The sequence below is a fragment of the Microvirga tunisiensis genome (assembly GCF_009296175.1).
In the GTDB taxonomy this organism is placed as follows: Bacteria; Pseudomonadota; Alphaproteobacteria; order Rhizobiales; family Beijerinckiaceae; genus Microvirga; species Microvirga tunisiensis.
Genome location: NZ_VOSK01000115.1, coordinates 1 through 19,902 on the forward strand (window position 1 = coordinate 1; position 19,902 = coordinate 19,902).

At 58.0% G+C, this 19,902-nt stretch carries 23 protein-coding genes; 14 read left to right on the plus strand and 9 right to left on the minus strand.

Translation table 11 applies throughout. The features are described 5' to 3' along the window. Positions 1-310: 310 nt before the first annotated feature. The 4 genes from FS320_RS48190 (at position 311) to FS320_RS22885 (ending at position 2,913) form a co-directional block, all read left to right on the plus strand. A complete protein-coding gene (locus tag FS320_RS48190; protein ID WP_244627311.1) occupies positions 311-820 on the plus strand; it encodes an alpha/beta fold hydrolase in 510 nt (169 codons plus the stop codon). A 64-nt stretch (positions 821-884) separates the two neighbouring features. After that, a complete protein-coding gene (locus FS320_RS48195) occupies positions 885-1,634 on the plus strand; it encodes an adenylate/guanylate cyclase domain-containing protein (protein WP_244627312.1) in 750 nt (249 codons plus the stop codon). Between the two features lie 131 nt (positions 1,635-1,765). Continuing rightward, positions 1,766-2,146 (plus strand): rhodanese-like domain-containing protein, encoded by a 381-nt coding sequence (locus FS320_RS22880; RefSeq protein WP_152714240.1) that lies wholly within the window; start codon positions 1,766-1,768, stop codon positions 2,144-2,146. Between the two features lie 77 nt (positions 2,147-2,223). Next, positions 2,224-2,913, plus strand: coding sequence for a site-2 protease family protein (locus FS320_RS22885; protein ID WP_152714241.1), 690 nt, complete (start codon positions 2,224-2,226; stop codon positions 2,911-2,913). A gap of 505 nt (positions 2,914-3,418) precedes the next feature. Here FS320_RS22885 and FS320_RS22895 read toward each other — a convergent pair. Beyond that, positions 3,419-4,195 carry a helix-turn-helix domain-containing protein gene (locus FS320_RS22895; RefSeq protein ID WP_162003170.1) on the minus strand — a complete coding sequence of 259 codons (777 nt, stop codon included), beginning with the start codon at positions 4,193-4,195 and terminating at the stop codon, positions 3,419-3,421. A 494-nt stretch (positions 4,196-4,689) separates the two neighbouring features. On the opposite strand from FS320_RS22895, the gene FS320_RS22900 reads away from it, so the two are divergent. The 4 genes from FS320_RS22900 (at position 4,690) to FS320_RS49830 (ending at position 6,174) form a co-directional block, all read left to right on the plus strand. Further along, positions 4,690-4,980 carry a hypothetical protein gene (locus FS320_RS22900; protein ID WP_152714244.1) on the plus strand — a complete coding sequence of 97 codons (291 nt, stop codon included), beginning with the start codon at positions 4,690-4,692 and terminating at the stop codon, positions 4,978-4,980. A gap of 286 nt (positions 4,981-5,266) precedes the next feature. Continuing rightward, positions 5,267-5,548, plus strand: coding sequence for a hypothetical protein (locus tag FS320_RS22905; protein WP_152714245.1), 282 nt, complete (start codon positions 5,267-5,269; stop codon positions 5,546-5,548). 76 nt (positions 5,549-5,624) lie between these two features. Further along, on the plus strand, positions 5,625-5,891 hold the full coding sequence (locus FS320_RS47210) for a hypothetical protein (protein ID WP_152714246.1): 267 nt from the start codon (positions 5,625-5,627) through the stop codon (positions 5,889-5,891). Between the two features lie 154 nt (positions 5,892-6,045). Beyond that, a complete protein-coding gene (locus FS320_RS49830; RefSeq protein WP_274597204.1) occupies positions 6,046-6,174 on the plus strand; it encodes a hypothetical protein in 129 nt (42 codons plus the stop codon). Between the two features lie 339 nt (positions 6,175-6,513). Here the strand turns inward: FS320_RS49830 and FS320_RS22915 are convergent, their stop codons facing one another. The 4 genes from FS320_RS22915 to FS320_RS22930 all read right to left on the minus strand — a co-directional run bounded on the left by FS320_RS22915 (position 6,514) and on the right by FS320_RS22930 (position 9,135). After that, positions 6,514-6,897: a hypothetical protein gene (locus FS320_RS22915; protein WP_152714247.1), complete on the minus strand. Its 384-nt coding sequence runs from the start codon at positions 6,895-6,897 to the stop codon at positions 6,514-6,516. 102 nt (positions 6,898-6,999) lie between these two features. Then, positions 7,000-8,154 carry an HWE histidine kinase domain-containing protein gene (locus FS320_RS22920; protein WP_162003171.1) on the minus strand — a complete coding sequence of 385 codons (1,155 nt, stop codon included), beginning with the start codon at positions 8,152-8,154 and terminating at the stop codon, positions 7,000-7,002. A gap of 83 nt (positions 8,155-8,237) precedes the next feature. Beyond that, a complete protein-coding gene (locus FS320_RS22925; RefSeq protein ID WP_162003172.1) occupies positions 8,238-8,633 on the minus strand; it encodes a response regulator in 396 nt (131 codons plus the stop codon). Between the two features lie 178 nt (positions 8,634-8,811). Next, positions 8,812-9,135: a hypothetical protein gene (locus tag FS320_RS22930; RefSeq protein ID WP_152714249.1), complete on the minus strand. Its 324-nt coding sequence runs from the start codon at positions 9,133-9,135 to the stop codon at positions 8,812-8,814. Between the two features lie 732 nt (positions 9,136-9,867). Here FS320_RS22930 and FS320_RS22935 point away from each other — a divergent pair. Beyond that, positions 9,868-11,637, plus strand: coding sequence for an adenylate/guanylate cyclase domain-containing protein (locus FS320_RS22935; protein WP_152714250.1), 1,770 nt, complete (start codon positions 9,868-9,870; stop codon positions 11,635-11,637). Positions 11,638-11,723: 86 nt separating this feature from the next. Here the strand turns inward: FS320_RS22935 and mtnN are convergent, their stop codons facing one another. Then, positions 11,724-12,452: a 5'-methylthioadenosine/S-adenosylhomocysteine nucleosidase gene (mtnN, locus tag FS320_RS22940; RefSeq protein WP_162003173.1), complete on the minus strand. Its 729-nt coding sequence runs from the start codon at positions 12,450-12,452 to the stop codon at positions 11,724-11,726. 28 nt (positions 12,453-12,480) lie between these two features. Further along, positions 12,481-12,747, minus strand: coding sequence for a hypothetical protein (locus FS320_RS22945; RefSeq protein ID WP_152714252.1), 267 nt, complete (start codon positions 12,745-12,747; stop codon positions 12,481-12,483). A 98-nt stretch (positions 12,748-12,845) separates the two neighbouring features. On the opposite strand from FS320_RS22945, the gene FS320_RS22950 reads away from it, so the two are divergent. The 4 genes from FS320_RS22950 to FS320_RS47080 all read left to right on the plus strand — a co-directional run bounded on the left by FS320_RS22950 (position 12,846) and on the right by FS320_RS47080 (position 15,122). Further along, positions 12,846-13,319, plus strand: a complete 474-nt coding sequence (locus FS320_RS22950) for a GNAT family N-acetyltransferase (protein WP_152714253.1) — start codon at positions 12,846-12,848, stop codon at positions 13,317-13,319. Positions 13,320-13,433: 114 nt separating this feature from the next. Further along, complete coding sequence (locus FS320_RS22955) at positions 13,434-13,832, plus strand: VOC family protein (RefSeq protein WP_162003174.1); 399 nt, start codon at positions 13,434-13,436, stop codon at positions 13,830-13,832. Positions 13,833-13,964: 132 nt separating this feature from the next. Then, entirely contained in the window at positions 13,965-14,240 is a 276-nt protein-coding gene (locus tag FS320_RS22960; protein ID WP_152714255.1) for a hypothetical protein, read from the plus strand. Positions 14,241-14,411: 171 nt separating this feature from the next. Continuing rightward, the gene (locus FS320_RS47080; protein ID WP_202882886.1) at positions 14,412-15,122 is read left to right on the plus strand and encodes a LuxR C-terminal-related transcriptional regulator; all 711 of its coding nucleotides are present in this window, start codon (positions 14,412-14,414) and stop codon (positions 15,120-15,122) included. A 14-nt stretch (positions 15,123-15,136) separates the two neighbouring features. Here FS320_RS47080 and FS320_RS22970 read toward each other — a convergent pair whose 3' ends face one another. Then, entirely contained in the window at positions 15,137-15,484 is a 348-nt protein-coding gene (locus FS320_RS22970) for a hypothetical protein (RefSeq protein ID WP_152714256.1), read from the minus strand. 242 nt (positions 15,485-15,726) lie between these two features. Here FS320_RS22970 and FS320_RS22975 point away from each other — a divergent pair, with 242 nt between their 5' ends. Further along, on the plus strand, positions 15,727-18,297 hold the full coding sequence (locus tag FS320_RS22975) for a bifunctional diguanylate cyclase/phosphodiesterase (RefSeq protein ID WP_152714257.1): 2,571 nt from the start codon (positions 15,727-15,729) through the stop codon (positions 18,295-18,297). A 186-nt stretch (positions 18,298-18,483) separates the two neighbouring features. Here the strand turns inward: FS320_RS22975 and FS320_RS22980 are convergent, their stop codons facing one another. Then, complete coding sequence (locus tag FS320_RS22980) at positions 18,484-19,587, minus strand: extracellular catalytic domain type 2 short-chain-length polyhydroxyalkanoate depolymerase (protein ID WP_162003175.1); 1,104 nt, start codon at positions 19,585-19,587, stop codon at positions 18,484-18,486. Between the last annotated feature and the right edge of the window lie 315 nt (positions 19,588-19,902).

The following is a 19,902-nucleotide window of genomic DNA, read 5'->3' on the forward strand; positions in this document are numbered from 1 at the left end:
TCAGAGGCCTCGGCCTCGCCTCTGTCCACGTCCAGCCAGTCGAGTAATCCGACGAACCGCCGTATACGGACCCGTATGTACGGTGGTGTGGGAGGGGTGGAACCGCGAGGCTCCCCCCTATCCCGATTTAGGTGCGTCCTTGTAGCGGCATCGAGGGCTGGTGAGCAATCCTATCTTTAGGATGAGACTGCCTGCATGTTTGGTTGGGCTCACTGTGAACGGCGTCCGACCCATGCGATCAAACCAATTTACTCACCTCTGATCTGCCATCTGTTATCCTCTTCAGGCGTTTTAGTCTGGGAGCCGAGCCATGCTGGTGGAGACACATTACGCCAGGAGTGGGGATCTCCGGATCGCCTATCAGGTGGTCGGCAACGGACCACTCGATCTTATCTGGGTTCCGGGGTTCATTTCCAATCTCGATCTCTACTGGGAAGAGCCGACCTTAGCTCGGCTCCTTCATCGCCTCGGCTCGTTCAGCCGTTTGATCCTCTTCGACAAACGAGGAACCGGGCTGTCGGACCGGATTGGGAACCTTCCCACCCTTGAGGAGCGGATGGACGATGTTCGAGCCGTCATGGATGCGGTGGATAGCAGGAGAGCTACTCTGTTCGGCATCTCAGAGGGAGGCGCGATGAGCATGCTCTTTGCCGCGACCTACCCGGAAGGAACGCAGTCGCTGATCCTGTATGGGACCTACGCCCACTTTCACACCTGGGTGCTGCCTCCTGATCGCTTTGAGCCATTCCTGGACAAGATCGAGCAGTCGTGGGGCCAAGAATGCCAGTCTGAGCGCCTTCGCTCCCAGCAAAGCCACTGACGAACGCTTCAGGCAATGGTGGGGGCGCTTCGAGCGGCAGAGTGCCAGCCCCTCGGCTGCCATCATGCTTATGCGGATGAACAGCCAGATCGACGTTCGGCATGTTCTGCCCGCAATCCGCGTTCCAACCCTGATCCTCCATTGTTCAGGGGATACGCGGGTCAGCGTTGAAAGCGGGCAATATCTTGCCGCCAATATTGCAGGGGCCAAGTACGTTGAATTGCCAGGACGCGACCACATCATATGGGCGGGTGACGTGGACCCATTGGCAGATGAGATCGAAGAATTTCTCACCGGCACTCACAGGGAGGTCGAGCCTGACCGCGTGCTCGCCACGGTGCTGTTTACCGATCTTGTAGACTCCACGAGGCGTGCCGAGGAGATGGGTTACCGGCGCTGGCGTACCGTCCTTGATGAGCATGATCGGATCATTCGCCGGGAGATCGACCACTTTCGCGGACGCGAGATCAAGACGCTTGGGGACGGGTTTCTGGTCACCTTCGATGGTCCAGCCCGAGCCGTTCGATGCGCCAGTGCGATCATTGAAGCTCTGCGTGGGCTGAAGCTCGATGTCCGCTGCGGCATCCACACGGGCGAGATAGAGCGAAAGGGAGAGGACATCGGTGGCATCGCGGTACATATCGCCGCCCGCATTGCTGCCCTGGCCGAGGGTGGTCAGGTGCTGGTGTCACGGACCGTTCGCGATTTGGTGGCTGGATCGCATCTCGTATTCGAGGAGCAAGGCACTCACACCCTCAAGGGTTTAGGTGAGCCCATGCCTCTGTTCACCGCCATGAACGAGCGGGGAACCTGAGCCTGCTCGTCAGACGATCCCATGTCTGTTCGCGTCTAACATGCCGCCTTCCTTGGTCTTCTTGACAGGATCTTATGATAGTCTGAGCCTCTCGTTGCCGCCCCGTAGCGGCGACCCAGTCGGAGGGAACGATGGCTAAGAACGTCAAGGACTTGCTGGCAGAGGCCAACTCGACTGTCCCCAAGCTATCGCCCACCGAGGCCGCTGAGAAGATGCGGGCCGGTGATGTGCTGGTCGTCGATGTCCGCGATCCGACAGAGGTTCAGCAATCGGGGAGGATCAAAGGCGCAGTCAATGTCTCCCGTGGGATGCTGGAGTTTCGGGCTGATCCCGAGAGCCAGTATCACAACCCAGTCTTCCAGAAGGACAAGACCATCCTTCTGCATTGTGCATCTGGTGGCCGTTCCGCCCTGGCAGGCAAGACCCTTCAGGACATGGGCTACACATCAGTGTTCAACATTGGCGGGTTCAAGGATCTCACTGAGGCAGGCATCGATACAGAACCAGCCTGAATTTACCCCTTTCACCGAATGTGGAACTTACTCGCGCCGCATGATCATCAACACGGCGCAACGATGAGGATTGCTGCTTGGACTTGCCCAGCACCATCTATACGGCTTCAACCTGGATTGTGCCGATCCTCATCGCAATCACCTTCCACGAAGCGGCACATGCCTTTGCCGCCTGGAAGCTGGGGGACGACACGGCCCACCGCATGGGTCGTGTCACCTTCAACCCGTTCAAGCATGTTGATCCGTTTGGGACAGTCCTGCTTCCTGCCCTGCTCTTCCTAACCAAAGCCCCTTTTCTCTTCGGATGGGCGAAGCCCGTCCCGGTGGCATTCCAGCGCTTAGGCAAGCCGCGTCGTGACATGGCGCTTGTGGCCATGGCAGGACCACTGACGAACATCGGGCTCGCCCTAGTGTCAGCGGCACTCCTTCGGATGATGAGGCTGCTTCCGGAGGAGATAGCCCCTTGGTTCGTGCAGACGCTCTATCAGTCGATTCTGTTGAACCTGATCCTGGCAATCTTCAACATGTTTCCCATTCCACCGCTGGACGGGAGTCGCGTTCTGATGAGCCTCCTGCCCAAAGCTCTGGCGCGGCAATATGCAAAGCTGGAGCGTTTCGGTTTCCTCATCCTTCTCGGAATCATTTTCCTTCTGCCCATACTTGGTCGGCAAACGGGGACCGACTTGAACCTCTTCCGGTGGGCTGTCGCTATTCCGCTCGCATGGTTGATGCCAATTTTTCGAGCTATTGCTGGAGCGTCGCAGTAGCGGCCAAAGCATAGGAGCCGCTCTTCAGCCTCTGGAAGCGGTTGGAACTCTTCCCCCATCGTTCTCATTTCGTTCGCATGACGATATGGTGCAGCCATGGTCAAGCGGCTCAGCGATTTTCCGTGGGTGATCGTCCGGGTTGATTGCCCCGTCTGCCCTCACCGCAAGGGACAGTATCGGCTGGCGCGGCTTGCGGCAGAGTACGGGCCTGACATCCAGTTATGCGATCTGCTCGACAGGATCGCCTTGGATTGTCCTCGCAAGACCCTCCCATGGGAGCGACCTCCAGGCCAATCTGATCCCAGGTGCAAGGCCCGGTTTACGGACCTTGAGGCGACCAGCCGCCCTCCTCCGGATCTCCCGCCGATGATGCGGAGGCTGACGGTGATTCAGGGCGGGCAGCGGTGATCTTTCGGAACGGGAGGATGCCTTCTCGCGAGTCGACGCGGGCATCAAGCAGCCGTTGTGGGAACGATAATCAGCAAACGAGCCGCACATTCGGCATCTATCCTCGCCTGGATGCCACCTTGGGCTGCCCCTCACCCCCTAGATCGTTGTGTGCATAGGTCAGAGGCAGAAGCCGCTCAACGGTCTGGCGAACCCTGCCGTAGCACTCGCAGGATGCCTTTTCCAAGCCAGCCCGATCCTTCACCGTGATGCATCCCCGCCCCTGCTCGATCAGCTCTGCCGTCTGAAGCGTCCGCGTAATCGTACTCACGGTAGATCGCTGGACACCAAGCATGTCGGCCAGTAACTCATGGCTGAGCGGCAAGGTATCCTGATCAACCCGGTCGTGAGTGCTGAGAATCCAGCGACATGCCCTGGCCTCGACCGAATGGAGCGCGTTGCACGCCACATTCTGAAGAATGCGTGACGTGATCGCCTCTGCGAAGCGCTGGACCAGCCCTCGGATGTTCGGGTGCGTTGAGATTGCCTTCTGCATCTGCTCAAGGCTGATCCGTGAGGCTGTGCCGGGGATTTGGACCACATAGCGCCCGAACGATCTGGGGGTGATTGCTGCCGTCACCAGCCCAACCAGACCCTCTCGACCGACGATCACCATCTCGGCACTGGCCCCATTTTCCATGACCGCCACAAGCGCCACAACTGCGTCATGGGGAAAGTAGGTGTACCGGATGTTTTCGTCCGTCTCGCACAGGATGTCTCCGCGCTGGAGCGTGACGACCTCCAGATGCGGCTCAAGATAGGCCAGACTGGCTGGGTCGAGAGCCCGCAAGAGGCGGTTGGCCCGATGATCTTTAGCGGTTTGCAATTGAGACACTTTGGATGACACAAACGGGTGGCGGCTCCGTTTCTAGAACCGTGCGCGAGAGGAACGGCCAAGAAGCAGGGCATGAGGAGAGCTACTGGCTCGGAACGGCTGGCCGGGGGATGCCCACTTGGACGGCATGCCCAAGGCCGACAGGCTTATCAGCTAGACAATGTGGCGGGACTAAAACAATAAACCCGCGCCAGCCGCAACCCAGAAAGTGCATTGCAGCTAAGCTTATGGACGTTTTAGATTAGGGCAGTGGGTGCGCCGCTAGACGATTAGTCAAAACGCGGCAGCTTCCCGACTAAAACTTGGCAGAAATAGGTTTGTCATTTATGGGAGAACACGCCACTGCTTCGCGCCAATCCACCAATTCTGCGAAGTTTGGCAACCGTGGCCGCACTACTCCAATGGGGTACGTAACCCTCCCTCGTATTCCTACGACATGACCTTCTCCATACAATCCGCGAGAAGGATGCCGCCCGAAGTTTGTCGGAGGAATTATGCTCAACAAGAATAATAACTCAGACGCCAACAGCGCTACCCAGAGGCAATACTGGACCGACTCCTCTGCCATCGATTTGATGATGCGGAAGGTTCTGCATACCTTGAGGACCATCGACGTTCAGCAGGATGCTGAACTCGAACGACTTGAGACGAGCCGCACGGACGAAGAGCTAAAGAACTACATTCGAGGCAAGCTCCTCGCGAGGCACCACGAGAGGCGCGAGCCGTATGTGGAGCTTCTGAGCGAACTACGGAAGCACCAGCCCCGCCTCGCTGTTACAGCTTGAGGCGACCGCCACAACTGCCCTTTTCACGACGAGATTTTACCTTCTCGGCCTCCTTTTGCCCCTACGGAGACCGGACCTTGCAGCGCCCAGACGGGCGTTTCTTTTTATCAGAAAGGCAAATGCCACGGTTGTGGTGTGGCCCTCTCGCAGCAATCAGCCCAGTCCTGATCATCGACAGGAGATGCGCGGTGTACTCCCCACCAGTGGGTTTGGGCGACGCTGAACGCCGATCCATCCGCGCCAGCAACAGACTACGCCAACCACTAAAAGTAAATCGAGGAAACACATGCTCGCCACCATGAAACGTCAATCCGCGCATGTCGCACCGGGCACTACACGGCTGTATCAGCCCGAGCTTCAGCCTTTGCTCCAATTCCTCCTGACGGCTCTGGCCGACATCGACTTTGAGCACGAGTGCGACATGGAGATTGTCCGGAATAGCGCGGCGGATGAATGGCTGAAGCAGACGACGATCAGAAACCTGAACCAGCACCATCAGGAGCGGCGGGCTCGCTGTCTTCGGCAGCTTGAGGGTGTGCAGAAGCGGATGCAGGCCGAAGCCGCCTGACCGAGGGCGCGAAGCCACAATACGGCTCATGACACATCAGAAAGCAGCGATGCTTCAGTTTACTTAAGGAGAGGAAATGATGCCAACATACTTCGAAAGCCACATTGGTGTAGCTTCACCAGGAGTACAGTCCGAGATAGATGAATTATTGCGTGCGATTAGCGAGATCGATTCCAAGCACGAAAGCAATTTAGGCAGAATAGAGCAAACCATATCTAACAAGGAGTTGAAAATTTACTTAGTGTCTAGCCGAAATTACGAGCACCAGTTGGATCGTCAGCCGTATGTGGATCGTCTGAACAAGCTTCGGCTGCACCGGCAGTCCCCCACAGCCGAGCAGTGAGAACCGTATGTCTCGTTGTGTGACCTTGCCGGTGTCTGTCAGCAGTTGCGGATTGAACTTGTTGATCTCTTTTTAACGTAGCTGGGCCAGATCCAGGCTGGATACCTTACCCAGGCACAAACAGAATCCGATCTGGAACGTCACCGAGGCTCCCATGAATCGGCAGGAGCATAAGGTCGAGCGGCGGCTGGCAGCCGTTTTCGCCACGGACCTGGCGGGCTATTCGCGGCTGATGGAGCAGGACCAGGTTGGGACGCTCCGCAAGCTCACCGCCCATCGGTGATGAGCGTACTCGGAAGGCTGACGTAAAATTATTTTGCCGGTCATCTCTCGGCGATCAGAAGGTATCCGGTAGAGGCCAGCCCTCGGTTTCGCTCCGAGAAGGTGGCGGTGCACTGCAATGCCACCTCACTCTTCCAAAGAGTCCTATGGTGGCGCGTCTTTTCACAATGGTCATTTGAGGGACCGATCATTCCTTGTCCCTCTCACCGTCATCGTCCAGCGTTCTCAGCGCAGGCGGTGAGCCTCGTGGTCTTCGTCTGGGGTGCCGTCCAGATATTCAGGAGCGGCCTCGACACCCGCCGTGGCAGCGATCCTAACGAGCGCCTCGACATACCCGTGGTCACGTAAAAAACCGTTTGGTGATCTGCTCCCTCGTCCAGCCCGTCACGTCGATGGTCTCTCCTCGATCCGCCGCTTGCTTGCCTTTGATCAAACGGCTCACGAGATCCTCCGGACCTACGGTCATGCGTGAGATCTCCTTCAAACGGTTTTCTTCGATCACGTAGTCGATCAGATCAGACTCGACCTCGACGATGATCCTTTGAGCATCCGCAGAGACGTAGACGACCATACCGCGACGCCCGTCTGGTAGCTCAATTACGTCAAGTTCTTTCATGAAAATCTCTCGGGTGTCGCGCAGCCGCTGATGGGTTCCGCTGCCTGTCGAGACAATAGCATGACCGAATGCCGGGTGCTGTCTCATAGTCTTCAGACTATCAGCCATCCTCCTCCGGATCTCCCGCCGATGCTGAAGACGCTGACGCTCATTCAGGGTGGCAAACGACAAGTGAACATCGGCGCGGCATGATCAAGGTGGGCGGACTAACTAATAGCCTGGGACTAACCGGTGCTCGATCAGAGGGGCATCCATCTGAAACCGCAGACCCGCCCGGTCGTACCGGACCTCCACCTTCCCGTTACACTGCATCGGCAGAACCCGCTGAAGCAGAGTCGAGCCAAACCCACAATGCTGCGGCTCGCTCACGGGAGGCCCGCCGTGCTCTCGCCATTCCAGATGGAGCGTTCGAACGCCCTCGATCTCAACGACATCCCACCGGATTTCGACATAGCCGCCAGAAGCAGACAGAGCCCCGTACTGAACGGCGTTCGTGGTCAGTTCGTGAAGCGCCATGCCGACCGGCACTGCCAGATCCGCCGATAGCTCAGCAGGCGGACCAAACAGCATGAAGCGGGGCACTCGGCTCTCGGCAAACGGCTTGAGTTCGTTGAGGACGATCTCCCGCAGCGGCGCGGTTTGCCAGTAGTCCTCGGTCAACAGGTTGTGGGTCTTTGCCAGGGAGGAGATGCGGTTCGAGAACGAGCGATAGAACTCGTCAAAGCTGCCAGTGGACCGGCCTGTGGCTCCAACGAGGGCCTGAACCGTCGCCAGGGTGTTCTTGACCCGATGGTGAAGCTCGCGGACCAGCAAAGACTGCCGTTGCTCGACGCGGTGGCTGGCCTCCAATCGCTCATCCCGCTCGGCTAGTGCACGGCGCAACTCCAATTGCGACATCACCTGTCGCGCGAGCAGGGTGAGGGTGGCAGCCTGCTCCTCTGTGAGGTCACGGGGCACATGATCGAGCACACACAGGGCTCCCAACGGAACCCCATCGGGGGCTCTCAGCACCGCCCCGGCATAGAAGCGCAGGCGCGGCTCCCCTGTCACAAGAGGATTGCTGGCAAACTGAGGGTCCTCGATCAGATCCGGAACGACGGTCAGCCCCGGCTGGAGCATGGCGCTGAGGCAGATTGAGCGGTCGAGCGGCGTCTCGCGCATCCCAAGCCCCACCTCGGCCATGAACCACTGTCTGCGCTCGTCGATGAGGCTGATGAGAGCAATGGGAGCCAGACAGCAGTGAGCGGCAAGCTGTACCAGATCGTTGAGTGCGGGCTCCGGCGGCGTGTCGAGAACCCGGTAGCTATGCAAGGTTGCGAGCCGGTCGCGCTCTGTCCAGGTGGGATGCCGTTGATCGTTCAACACGAGCCAGTTACCGCTGGGACCACTCGTGAGAACGTGCTTGGTTCGGGGAGGTTCAAGTAAAGTAGCTGATGTCCCCAAGCAATTTAGACGTAGCCGACCAGAAGCTGCTCGAAGGCTTGGACCAGGATGGCAGATGGGACCGGCTTCTCGATCCAAGTCACATGATGAAACTCTGACAAAAGCTGGCGGTCCTCATGATGGCCTGAATAGATCAGGAACGGCACTTCGCAGCGGCTAAGCTCCAGAGCAACCTCGCGGCAGGGTCCATCCTTCAGCGCCACGTCCAGAATAGCTGTGTCGGGCGTGTCGCTCCGAAGCCATTCCAGGGCAGCGGCACAGGTGGTGAAGGGGCCAGCCACTTCATAGCCCGCATCCTGCCAATCATCCTGGAGATTAAGCGCAATCAGGGCCTCGTCCTCCAAGACGAGGACAAGCGGTCTGCCGTTGGCCTGCTTGGTCATCCAGTCGTCTTCACCCATCCAGCTTGAATCTATCCTGAACATGCGAGCTTGACGATAACTTGTGTTAAGTGAGCCGCCCTCCTCCGGACCTTCCACCATCGATGCAAAAGCTCGCGGTAATCAGGGCGGAAAACGGAAGGGACCAGATCCAGCCCGACCGCACTCCAATAACCATCCGTGTTCACGAAGCGGTGGGCTACTCGCCATCAGCGGAGTAGAAGGCATCGCTGTCTTTTGGGTTGCCTTTCTCCGCAGGATTATGGGTTCCAGAGCCATTCGTTCCGACCCGTACCACTATGTCGCGACCGCACCAATCTGCTCGGACTGGCTCGGAGGCTTGTCGTTCGCCTGCACTCGGGCGTGTCAAGGCAAGCGCGGCGGCACTGCCTGCGGCTACGAAGGCTGACGCCAATAGACCATAATCCGCCTTGTTGGCCAGCAGTGACTTCACCAATGGTGATTTGCGCAGCGCTTTGGGTATTCTGACGGTGATGCTCTTCGGAACTCTTCCTTTGGCCATGGCGCATCTCCTGTTTGGGTCGCCTCAATCATGACCGGTCGTTAGACCAAACAGTTCATCTGGACATTCTACTTGTGGTGGCTCGGAGCAGTTGAGCCCACGAGCAGGACAAGACCAAGTTCAGGTCGAAAGTTGAGCCGAAACCCCTGCCAAACAGTTAACACTGCGCTACTCCTCTTCAGACCATCGTTGCTCACTGCCTGAACCGGTAACCCGATCAGAGCACCGCTGCCGCTTGACACTCGATCAAAGCCGGTAGAGCCTTCGGCTGCTACTCTTGTTGCATCACGTAATATCCGACGTTTAGGGCCTATACTTGGAAGGGTGACACGCCATGCCAGTAGACCTGCCCCCGAAATCGAGTGGTGCCGAGATCGATCCAGCAAACAGTGTTCTCGACCGTATCCTGAATTGGACGGCCTTCTTGGTCTTCATCGGCTTATGCTGGTGGGCTATCGAGCATGGGCTCTGGGAGACGATGACAAGCCTTTCGAAATAGCCTCCAGGTCCGGTCATGAGATTAGGGGTGCTCACTGCGCCTAACGCAAGAGCTTCTCGAGCGAAACTTAAAGGATTGATCCCATGCCACCCCGAGTTCTCCGTTGAACCATCCTCGACTGCTATATCCTCATCCTCCCGACGAACCTTGGCTTTCAGATCTGATTAGTCGTCGGCTGGACATGTTACTCAGCCCACATCAGAATCCGATCTGGAACGGCACCGAGGGTCTAAATGGGTCCGCAGGAGCAGAAGGTCGAGCGACGACTGGCAGCCATTTTCGCGGCTGACGTGGCGGGCTTCTCGCGCCTGATGGAGCAGGACGAGGTTGGGACACTCCGCACCCTGACCACGCATCGCGAGATCATGGACCGGTTGATCACCGAGCACGGTGGGCGGATCGCCAATACGGCTGGCGATAGTGTCCTAGCCGAGTTCCCGAGTGCGGTGGATGCTGTCCAATGTGCAGTGGCCGTGCAACAGATACTTGCGCCAGCTAACAACCAGGACATGCCCGAGGAGCGCCGCCTCCGGTTCCGGATCGGGGTTCATGTCGGCGATGTGATGATCCGGGGTGGTGACCTGTTGGGCGATGGAGTAAACATTGCCGCACGACTGGAAAGCATTGCTGAGCCGGGTGGCGTCTGCCTCTCCGACGCTGCCTACGGGTATGTGCGCAGGGTTGTGCCCTTCACCTTTTCCGACCTCGGGCCACAAAAGGTGAAGAACATCGAAGAGCCGGTACGAGCATTCGCGCTGAAGGCGACCTCGCCCATTCCAGCAGGAAAAGAGCAGGCCAAATCGCTCCCCCTGCCCGACAAGCCCTCCATTGCGGTGCTTCCGTTCAGAAATATGAGCGGCGACCCCGAACAGGACTACTTGGCCGATGGAATCGTTGAGGAGATTATTGCGGCTCTGTCGCGCTTTCGGTCGCTGTTTGTCATCGCCTACAGTTCGACCTTCACCTACAAGGGCAAAGCGGTTGATGTGCGCCAAGTCAGCCAAGAACTTGGCGTGCGGTATGTGCTGGAGGGCAGCGTTCGGAGGGCGGGAAACCGGCTTCGCATCATTGCCCAACTGATCGACGCCACCACGGGCAGTCACATCTGGACGGACCGGTACGATGGGGACGTTACGGACCTCTTCGATCTTCAGGATCGGGTGACCGAGGCCATTGTCGGAGCCCTTGAGCCGACCATCACCCTCTCCGAAATTGAGTGGGCCAAGCGCAAGCGGCCCGACAGCCTCGATGCCTATGACTGTGTGATGCAGGCACTTCCTGCTGTCTGGTCGCACGACTACGAAAGAACTGAAAAGGGACTTCGACTGGCCCAGCAGGCGATAGGGCTCGATCCTTCCTATGCGCTTCCGAAGGCGCTTGCCGCGTGGTGCTATGCGCAACAGGTGACCTATATGCGCAGTCCTGATCCAGCGGCAGATAGGGCCAGTGCGTTGCGATTGGCTCAGGAGGCTGCATCCCTCGACAGCCATGATCCCCTGGTATTAACGGTGCTGAGTGCCGCGTATAACCTTGTTGGTCAGTTTGACCTCGGGCTCACCGCCGTCGAGAAGGCGCTGACGCTGGACCCCAACTCGGCCTGGGCTTGGCTGCGCAGTGGCTGGTCGAATACCTACATGCGAAGACACGACACGGGTATTGAGCATTTTCAGCGGGCCATGCGCCTCAGTCCGCTCGATCCGATGCGCTTCAGCGCTTTGATCGGGATCGGAGCCGCATATTTCGCGAAAGGCCAATGTGATGAGGCGGCGCAATGGATCGAGAAAGGTCTTCGTGAGAGACCGGATGCGACCTGGGGCTACCGGCTCCTGACCGCAGCATACGCCGAAGCTGACCGCCTAGAAGAGGCTAAGCAAGCGGTGGCCCGCTTCTTGGACGCGTACCCAGATATGACTGTTTCGAAGGCCATTGACGCGACTCCTCCCTCGTCTCCCCTGAGGGGTCGTATGGCGGAAGGGCTTCGGAAAGCAGGACTACCAGAATAGATCGAGTTGGACTCCCGACCGTCTGCCCTCGCGTAAACTCCTGTTCCATTTCTCCCGCGACTGCCTTGGCGTGCCTGATGCTCCCGTCAGGGCATTACTGTCAGCAGATCCTCAACGCACATTGCTGAGTTATGGGCAACGATGGCCACCATCTCGGAATAGGAGAGATGGCTGTCGTCCCCTGCCCCATCCGAGATGGTGCGGATGATGTAGGCTCCTTTGCCAAAACGGCTGGCCACTTCGAGCACTGCCGTGGACTCCATATCCACGATGTCACCGCCCATATCTTGAAGGCGGGTTCGAGCTTCCTGGCAGTTGATGAATACGTCCCCCGACAGCACCGCCCCGAGCCGGATTGCAAGCTTGTTGGCCATTCGATCCCGGAGAAGTTCCAAGGTGTGCTCAACTTCGGATGGGACGCACGGAAGATCCTGCAACGGCTGGGCGATTCCCGGCAGCGGAAGGTCTCCGACCGGCACACAGGTGAAGACCCCATTGCTCACCAACCCATAATCATGGGTGGCTCCCCTGGTGACCAGCACCACCGAGCCGACCTCAAGATCGGTCAGGGCTCCCGCGACACCCGAGAAGATCAGGTCTTCGCACCCAAAGGTCGTGAACATGATCGTTGCCAGCGTGGCGGCATTGACCTTGCCGATACCGGACTGGGCCAAGACGATGGGTCGAGTGCGCTCTGGGACGTACCCTCGCCAGAACTGGAAACCGGCAAGGGTTGTCGGCTCCGAATCAAACTCAAACCGATGGTGAAGAGCGTCGAACTCCTCGGGAGTCGCACAGAGAATGCCTGTCGCCATCGAAGCTTCCATCGACCACAAGGTATGTCTACTCGAACTCGGTGTCGTGAGCGGGTGCATCAGGCCGCTGCTCGTCCAAGCTCTGCCGATACCGGATGCAGCCGCGCAGGAACTTGGGCCAAGGCGGCACGGCTATGGTGGGGTCCAGCCGCTCGGGGAGCAGTCTCCAAAGATCTGGGTGATGCCAACAGAGGTCGTGACCAGTAGAGTCCCGGTGCAAGCGGATGCCAGCCCTGAGACGGCGCACCTCCTCCTCCAATCGCTCACGGCTCATAGTCTTGAGATCTTCGTCCATCTTTTAGCTCCCGGTTAAGACAATCCTGAAGGATGAGAGGGGTCAGGCGTTCGCTTTTAGACATCCCACCGCCAAACCGATTATGAGATGATGGCGTCATGAGCCCGTCACATCCACCAGTACTGGACGCCTCCGGTTGTCGCCTCACCATCGCTGATCGAGCGGACGAGGCTGCCATCCTCAGCTTGGCGCGTGCTTTCCATGCAGAAGATGGTCATCCTCTCAGCGTCCAAGGCGAGCGTGCCCTCGGGCACCTTTTAACGGGCCAGACCCACGGCCTCGTGTTCAAGATCGAGGGGACTTCCGGCCTGATCGGCTATGCCGTGCTGTGCTTTGGCTACTCGGTCGAGCTAGGCGGACGCGACGTATTCTTGGATGACTTCTACATCATCCCCTCTGAACGAGGCCACGGCGTGGGGCACTCGGTGATGGATGCGCTGATCAGCTTTTCACGAGAGATAGGCTGCACCGCGCTTCATCTTGAGGTCGTGGCTGGAAACCGCGCTGAGATCTTCTATCGATGCCTTGGCTTCCAGGACCGAGGCAGCGCCTTTCTCACCCTTCGATTATAGCAGCGCTTGGTTGGGCACCTCGACATGCCTTGCCAGCGACGTGGCGGTGCATTGCAACGCCGGTTATGCTCTAGCAGAGCCCTACCAGGGGCGTATCGGCAGGGAAGCTTGGCAATGTCAGACCTTTTCACCCTGCATCATGTTTCGCTCTATGTGCGGGATGTGGATGCCAGTGCCTCTTTCTACGCCACTGTCCTTGGCCTTCAGGAAATCCCCAACAGGGTCGGCAAGAGCCACATCCGGTGGTTCACCATCGACGGCTTCCGGACCTTCCACCTGATCGGCGGTGACCCTGAACTAGAGCGCTCCCGCCCATTCTCTACCCATGTGGCGCTTGCGACCAGAGATTTCGAGGCAGCGCTGGCTCGCCTGGAGCAGCACGGGGTGACGTATGTCAGCCTCGCCGGTCAGCCGAAGGACATCACCATCCGAGCGGACGGGGTTCGGCAAATCTACTTCCAAGACCCTGACGGGCACTGGATCGAAATCAACGATGCCAACGGGGAACCCTGAGCATCGAACGAACCGCTGTGACCAAGGCTTCGAAGTTTATCCTGTTCACAATGGTCGATACTATAGGCTCGGCTTTGTGAACGGCATCGCCACTGGCGAGTTGAACCTCCATTGGGTCGGAGGGTCTCACCCATGGCCGTAAAGTACGTTCTGATCTTGGTCCTCAGCAGCGCAAACCCTGCCGAACAACATGTTGCTCAGGCGTGGGATAAGCTGTTTCCAAGCTATGACGACTGCCTGAAACAGGCGTCTGCTCTCGACATGCAGAATGCAGTTCTGAAGGATTGCAAGACTGTTGAGGTTCCGGGTGAGGGACCGTCGAAGGAAGACGTTGTGCTCACCCCAGAAGCAAGCGTGCTTGAGGAGCCTGACCAAACTGGTACCTCGGCACAGCCTGCCAAAGAATGACAGGACCACCATAATGCAGGGTCAAGGCGACAGGCTTCATGGCTCTTTCGACGCCGGAAATACCCGTTAGGATTACTATCCCCATGCACGGCTTGCGTTGCGCGGTTCCGCAACCATCCTTGAAGTTCTGAAGAACAAGGTTTTGTTCTGCGTACAAGGATGTGCGAGTAAATGTCTGGCGAGGAAGCTGAAGACCGCAAGGAGGTTGTAACTGTTTTTATCTCCAAGAACCCATTGCTTTCCAGAGGGTTCAAAGCTCTCCTAGCGGACACCCGGTTTGCGGTGTCTGACACCGGGCTTGAAGAGTCCTCACCTCCGCGACCCCGCCTCTATAAACAACCTGATCTGATCATTGTAGATGCCAGCGACTCTTCAGAGGAGTTGATTGAGATCATCAAGCGTCTGAAGGTTCAGCAGCCCGAGGCACGCGTGGTCGTGGTTGCCAATCACTACAACGTCGGCTTCGTTCGAAGCGGGATCGACGCGGGAGTCGATGGCTTTTGTCTAGCCACGAGTGACCGCGAAGTTCTGATCATGTCGCTTGAGTTGGTCATGAGGGGCGAAAGCATCCTACCCATGAGTCTGGTTCGCTCCATGCTGAGCGAGATGACTTTGGACGCTAAGCCAGATCAGGACAGCCCTATTGCAGAGCCATTGCTCAGCGATGCAGGAATGCACAAACTCTCACCCCGAGAGGTAGAGATATTGGGACGGCTGATGCGTGGTGAGCCTAACAAGGTCATCGCAAAGAGGCTTGACGTTACAGAGGCAACAATCAAGGTTCATGTTAAAGCGATCCTGCGAAAGATCGGCGCTGCCAATCGCACCCAAGCCGCACTTTGGGCTACGGAGCATTTGGCTATGAAAAGCAGCAAGCCTTAACCTAGCCCCCTACCTCAGTGGTGCTCAATGTCGGAAGGTTGGTCGGCGAGCCTCTTAATCTCAAAGATGGCGGCAACCACGAAGGCCGAGATGACGAGGAACGTCAGGATGGTCATAAGGGAGCCTTCCCGGACGCCAGAGTTCGCTCCAACAATCAGGATCAGCACGAGAGCCGGAAGCCCAAGCGTGATCGCTCCAAGGACGAAAATTGGGTTGGCTGGCACATCAGATGCATGGGTCGTCTGCGCGGGATTCGTGTCGATCTCTTGCTCCCCGGCTTTGAACCGCGCTGAGGCATTCCTGAGACGACGTGGAGCAGTCTGGAAATATGTGACCCACTCTTCAATGGTGCGTGGCTTCATTCAGATGATCCTCATTGGAAATCGGTAGAACGATCTCTGGCCAACCTAAGCCGCATAGGCAATGCGGCACAACGGCGGGGACGATCTCACCCACCGAATCTGAACGAGGATCGGCCCACACCCCAAGATCATCCACGCCGTTGGATACTGAGTTTCCCCTGGATCTGCTGAGTTTACTTTATAACAGGGAGCCCATATTCTCGCTGGCGCTTACTTCAGGATTAATTTCAGGCTTCCGGTTTATGTCAGTATCTCCAACTGAGAGCGGCTCCCCGTCATGGACGGAGGCTGACCGCCTCGCTGCTCTGCGGAGTTTCCACGTTCTCGACACCGAGCCGGAAGCCGCCTTCGATGAGATCACCGCCTCAGCCGCCCGCATCTGCAATGCCCCAATGGCGCTGGTGTCCCTGGTGGATGATGTCAGGCATTGGTTCAAGTGCGAGATTGGGGTTGGAGAGCGGGAAATCCCACGCGGCATTGGCATCTGTGGTCATACGATTCTGCAATCGGGTGTCTTCATCGTGCCGGATACGACGAAGGACCCACGCTTTGCGGATAACCCGCTCGTCATAGGCAGGCCACACTTGCGCTTCTATGCGGGCGCGCCATTGATCACCGATGATGGATTGCCGCTCGGAACGCTCTGTGTCCTCGATAACAAGCCTCGCCCGGAGGGGCTGACGCCCGAGCAGTCAACGGCACTGCTCGATCTCGCTCGCGCGGTGATGACCCAGCTTAGGGTTCGGAGAGCCAGAAAAGTCCATGAGGAGAATGAGGCGCGGCTCAAGCGCATCATTGATACCGTGCCCCACATTGTGTGGTCGGCGCTGCCCGATGGCCACAATGATTTCCACAATCAGCGCTGGTACGAGTTTTCAGGGCTGCCTCTGGGGTCAGCTTTAGGAGGTCAATGGAGCAACTCGGTTCATCCCGACGATAAAGATCAGGCTTGGGCCAAAACGCGGCACTCCCTTGCCACAGGCGAACCCTATGAGATCGAGTACCGTCTGCGTCACCATTCGGGCGAGTATCGCTGGGCCTTGGTACGAGCGGTCCCCCTCCGAAACGAGCAGGGTGAAATTGAGCGCTGGCTCGGGACATGTACGGACATCCACGAGGCCAAGCAGACAGAAGTCGCGCTGGCAGAGAGTGAGGAGCGCTACCGGGCCTTGATTCAGGCAAGCACCGCTATGGTCTGGCGGGCGGCACCGGATGGCTCAATCCTCAAAGGCTGGGGCTGGGAGGAGTTCTCCACGCAAGCACCCCACGAGTATGAAGGTCACGGCTGGCTGAACGCCCTTCATCCTGATGACCGGGAACGGGCCGTCGCGGTCTGGCAAGAATTGCGAGAGCAGGGCCAATCCGGCGAGGTTGAGTATCGTGTTCTGACCAAAGACGGTGAGTACCGATGGGTTGTAGCTCGGAGCGTGCCGTTGAAGGCCGATGACGACTCTGTCCGAGAATGGGTTGGTACAATCACCGACATCCATGAAGAAAAGCAGGCTGAGGAGCGTCTCTGGTGGCTGGCCAACCATGATCCGCTCACGGGGTTGCCGAATCGCACCCTGTTCCAAACTCGCTTGGACAAGGCTCTTGTCGAGGCGAAGCAAAACAGAACGCCGGTCTGTCTTCTGCTGATTGACCTGGATGACTTCAAGGACGTGAACGACTCTTTCGGCCATGATGCAGGCGATGCCCTGCTGAGGGAAACAGCGCGACGGTTGTCCAAGATGGTCACAGCCTGCGACACGGCGGCGAGGCTCGGGGGCGATGAGTTCGCGGTTCTGCTCAGAGATCCATCCCTTCTTGATCAAGGGGTGGCGTTTGCCGAAAGCATCATCAAGAGCCTCAACCAACCGTTGTTCTCCTATGCAGGCCAGAGCATCGCCACAAGGGCGAGCATCGGCATGGCAGTGTATCCCGACCATGCCGCCGAGCCTGCGAAATTGCTGAAGGATGCAGATATCGCTCTGTATCGGTCCAAGGCCGCGGGACGCAATCGTGTGACAATGTATGCCCCGGAGATGCGAGCCGTCACCGCGCAGCGGATCACACTCAGGCGCGAGATGCGAGAGGCACTCTCGCAGGATCAGATCGTCCCCTACTACCAGCCGAAGGTGTGCCTCGCCACAGGTGCCATCGTCGGCTTTGAGGCGCTCGCCCGCTGGCTGCATCCGACCCAAGGTCTTCTGACCCCCAGCACGTTTGGGGCAGCTTTCGATGATGTTGAGCTTGCAACCTTAGTGGGCCAGCGTCTGATCGGCACAATCGCGGCAGATATACGCAACTGGCTCAGCAGCGGCCTGAGTTTTGGGCGTGTCGCTGTCAATCTGTCCCATGTGGAGTTCGCCCAGCCCGGTTTCGCGGATGACTTCCTGCGCGCTCTCGACGCGTCCCAGGTTCCGTCTCAGTATCTCGAAGTCGAGATCACCGAGAAGGTTCTGCTGGATGGACGCCTCGATGCAGTCTCATCCGTTCTGAAGACCTTGTGCGATCAAGGGGTTAAGATTGCGCTTGATGATTTTGGAACGGGCTATGCGTCCCTCACGCACCTCAAGCGCTTTCCGGTCGATCACATCAAGATCGACCAGAGCTTTGTACAGGACATTGAGCACGACCCTGATAATGAGGCTATCGTCGCGGCATTAATCGGTCTCGGCAGGAGCTTAAAACTCCAGGTCACGGCTGAAGGCGTGGAGACCACCGGGCAGGCGCAGCGGTTGCGGGAGATGGGTTGTGAGTATGCGCAGGGCTACCACTTTGCGCAGCCTGTGGCTGCCACCGAAGTACCGGACCTGATTTCGAGGTGGTAGGAAAAGGCTGCTCGCATGGCGGTCATTGCTTATAAATCTCGGCCTTGATTTTGGTCGGCAGACGGGCTGCACCTTTCAGACGGGAGCGTCCGGTAATTGGCGAACTCTCTCGCAGCGACCCTCTCCGTAACTCCTCTCCGCATCGGGCAGCTTTAGCCGCTATTAGCGACTTCATCGTTACGGGGATTAGTCGATCAGACGATCTATCATGGCTCTGACCGCCTGCATCTGCGGTCCATTGTGCGTATAGTAGCTTGATCCGCTGTAGCCCCAGAAATCCCAGCAGCGGTTCGGGTTCGCTGCCGAAGCTTTTATCTGCGGATACAAGACGACAATGTTGTTGCTGGCAGCCCAACGATTGTAGCCCGCATCTCGGATGAAGTCGTCGTAGACGCTGTCTACGTTCTGGTTACAGCCATGAAAGGCGACATGAAGACGACACTGTTCGGCGGCACACGAGGCTGGAACATAGAGGTAACCAACGCTGTGCAGGCTGGTGCTCTCATCGGTTGAATCGAAGAACTCCGATTGATCGAAGGCAACCAGCGTTCCGTCTCGATGAGGATCATCCGAGGCTGGCTTGAAGTCCTCTGGGTAGAGGTGGCGCAGGAGCATCAAAGCCGCCTCATAGTCGCATTGGATCACAAATGGCGGCTCGTGCTGACCGCAGTCGCGTATAGGAAATTTGCTGTCCCCTGCAAAGCGGCTGACCGGCATGCCGTGATTAGCCGCAGACCCGGTCTGATTTCGGTCGAACTGGAGGTTCGGCTCGTGAACTCCCAGACGATCATACAGCCGTCCAAGGGTTTCCATCACCTGGAGTGGGACAAGGGCATCGCTCTTGCCGTGGAACAGCCAGACCCGGCTGTCCGCGAGATTGGATGTGTTGTCGATCAGACCCTGGTTCGCAGCCGCTTGGATTAGTCTGAGAGAGTCCTCGGCATTGGGTGGCGAGGGCCGAAGGCCGTAGTAGAGGTCGCCATAGTAATGTGTACAGGCCACCACTGCCGCTGAAACTCGATCCAGAGAGACGGACCAGAAGGGCAGCCACGGGTTTGGAATGGCCTCGACGCAGCCATATGGCCCTGCTGCGAGGATGCCCGCGCCTTTGACGAGGCTGGAGAAGGCGACATGGAACTGATGTGCGAAGAACCCTCCAGAGGATAGGCCAGATACAGTGACCGCCGCCTGATTCAGATGGGGCAGCGCGGGCAGCTTCTGGTTTGTGGACTGCGGTGGCGGGTCAGGGAGGTTGTCATAGTTGGCGTGCCCCTCTATTGAGAGCAGCAATGCACAAGCAAGCCATAGCCATGTGACTGAGCGGACTACAATCATGCTCCTACCGCTGTATATTAGAGGGTTGTTCGATATAAATCCAAGCTATTGAGAATTAAGGGCACACACATCTCAGGCGAAGAGAACGGGCTGTTGAATACGCCTTTAGATCACTTTGCACAGACAGCGGGTATCTGCTCAAATGAAGTAGTTTGGACTTAATCTGACAGACGGTGTCGTTAGGCTGAGGCATGAGCCGAGGCCGGGCGCGGAGTGGTCGGGGTGCGCAGCGCCCGGCCTCGGGGTTCACAAGGAACATCGTCATGACCA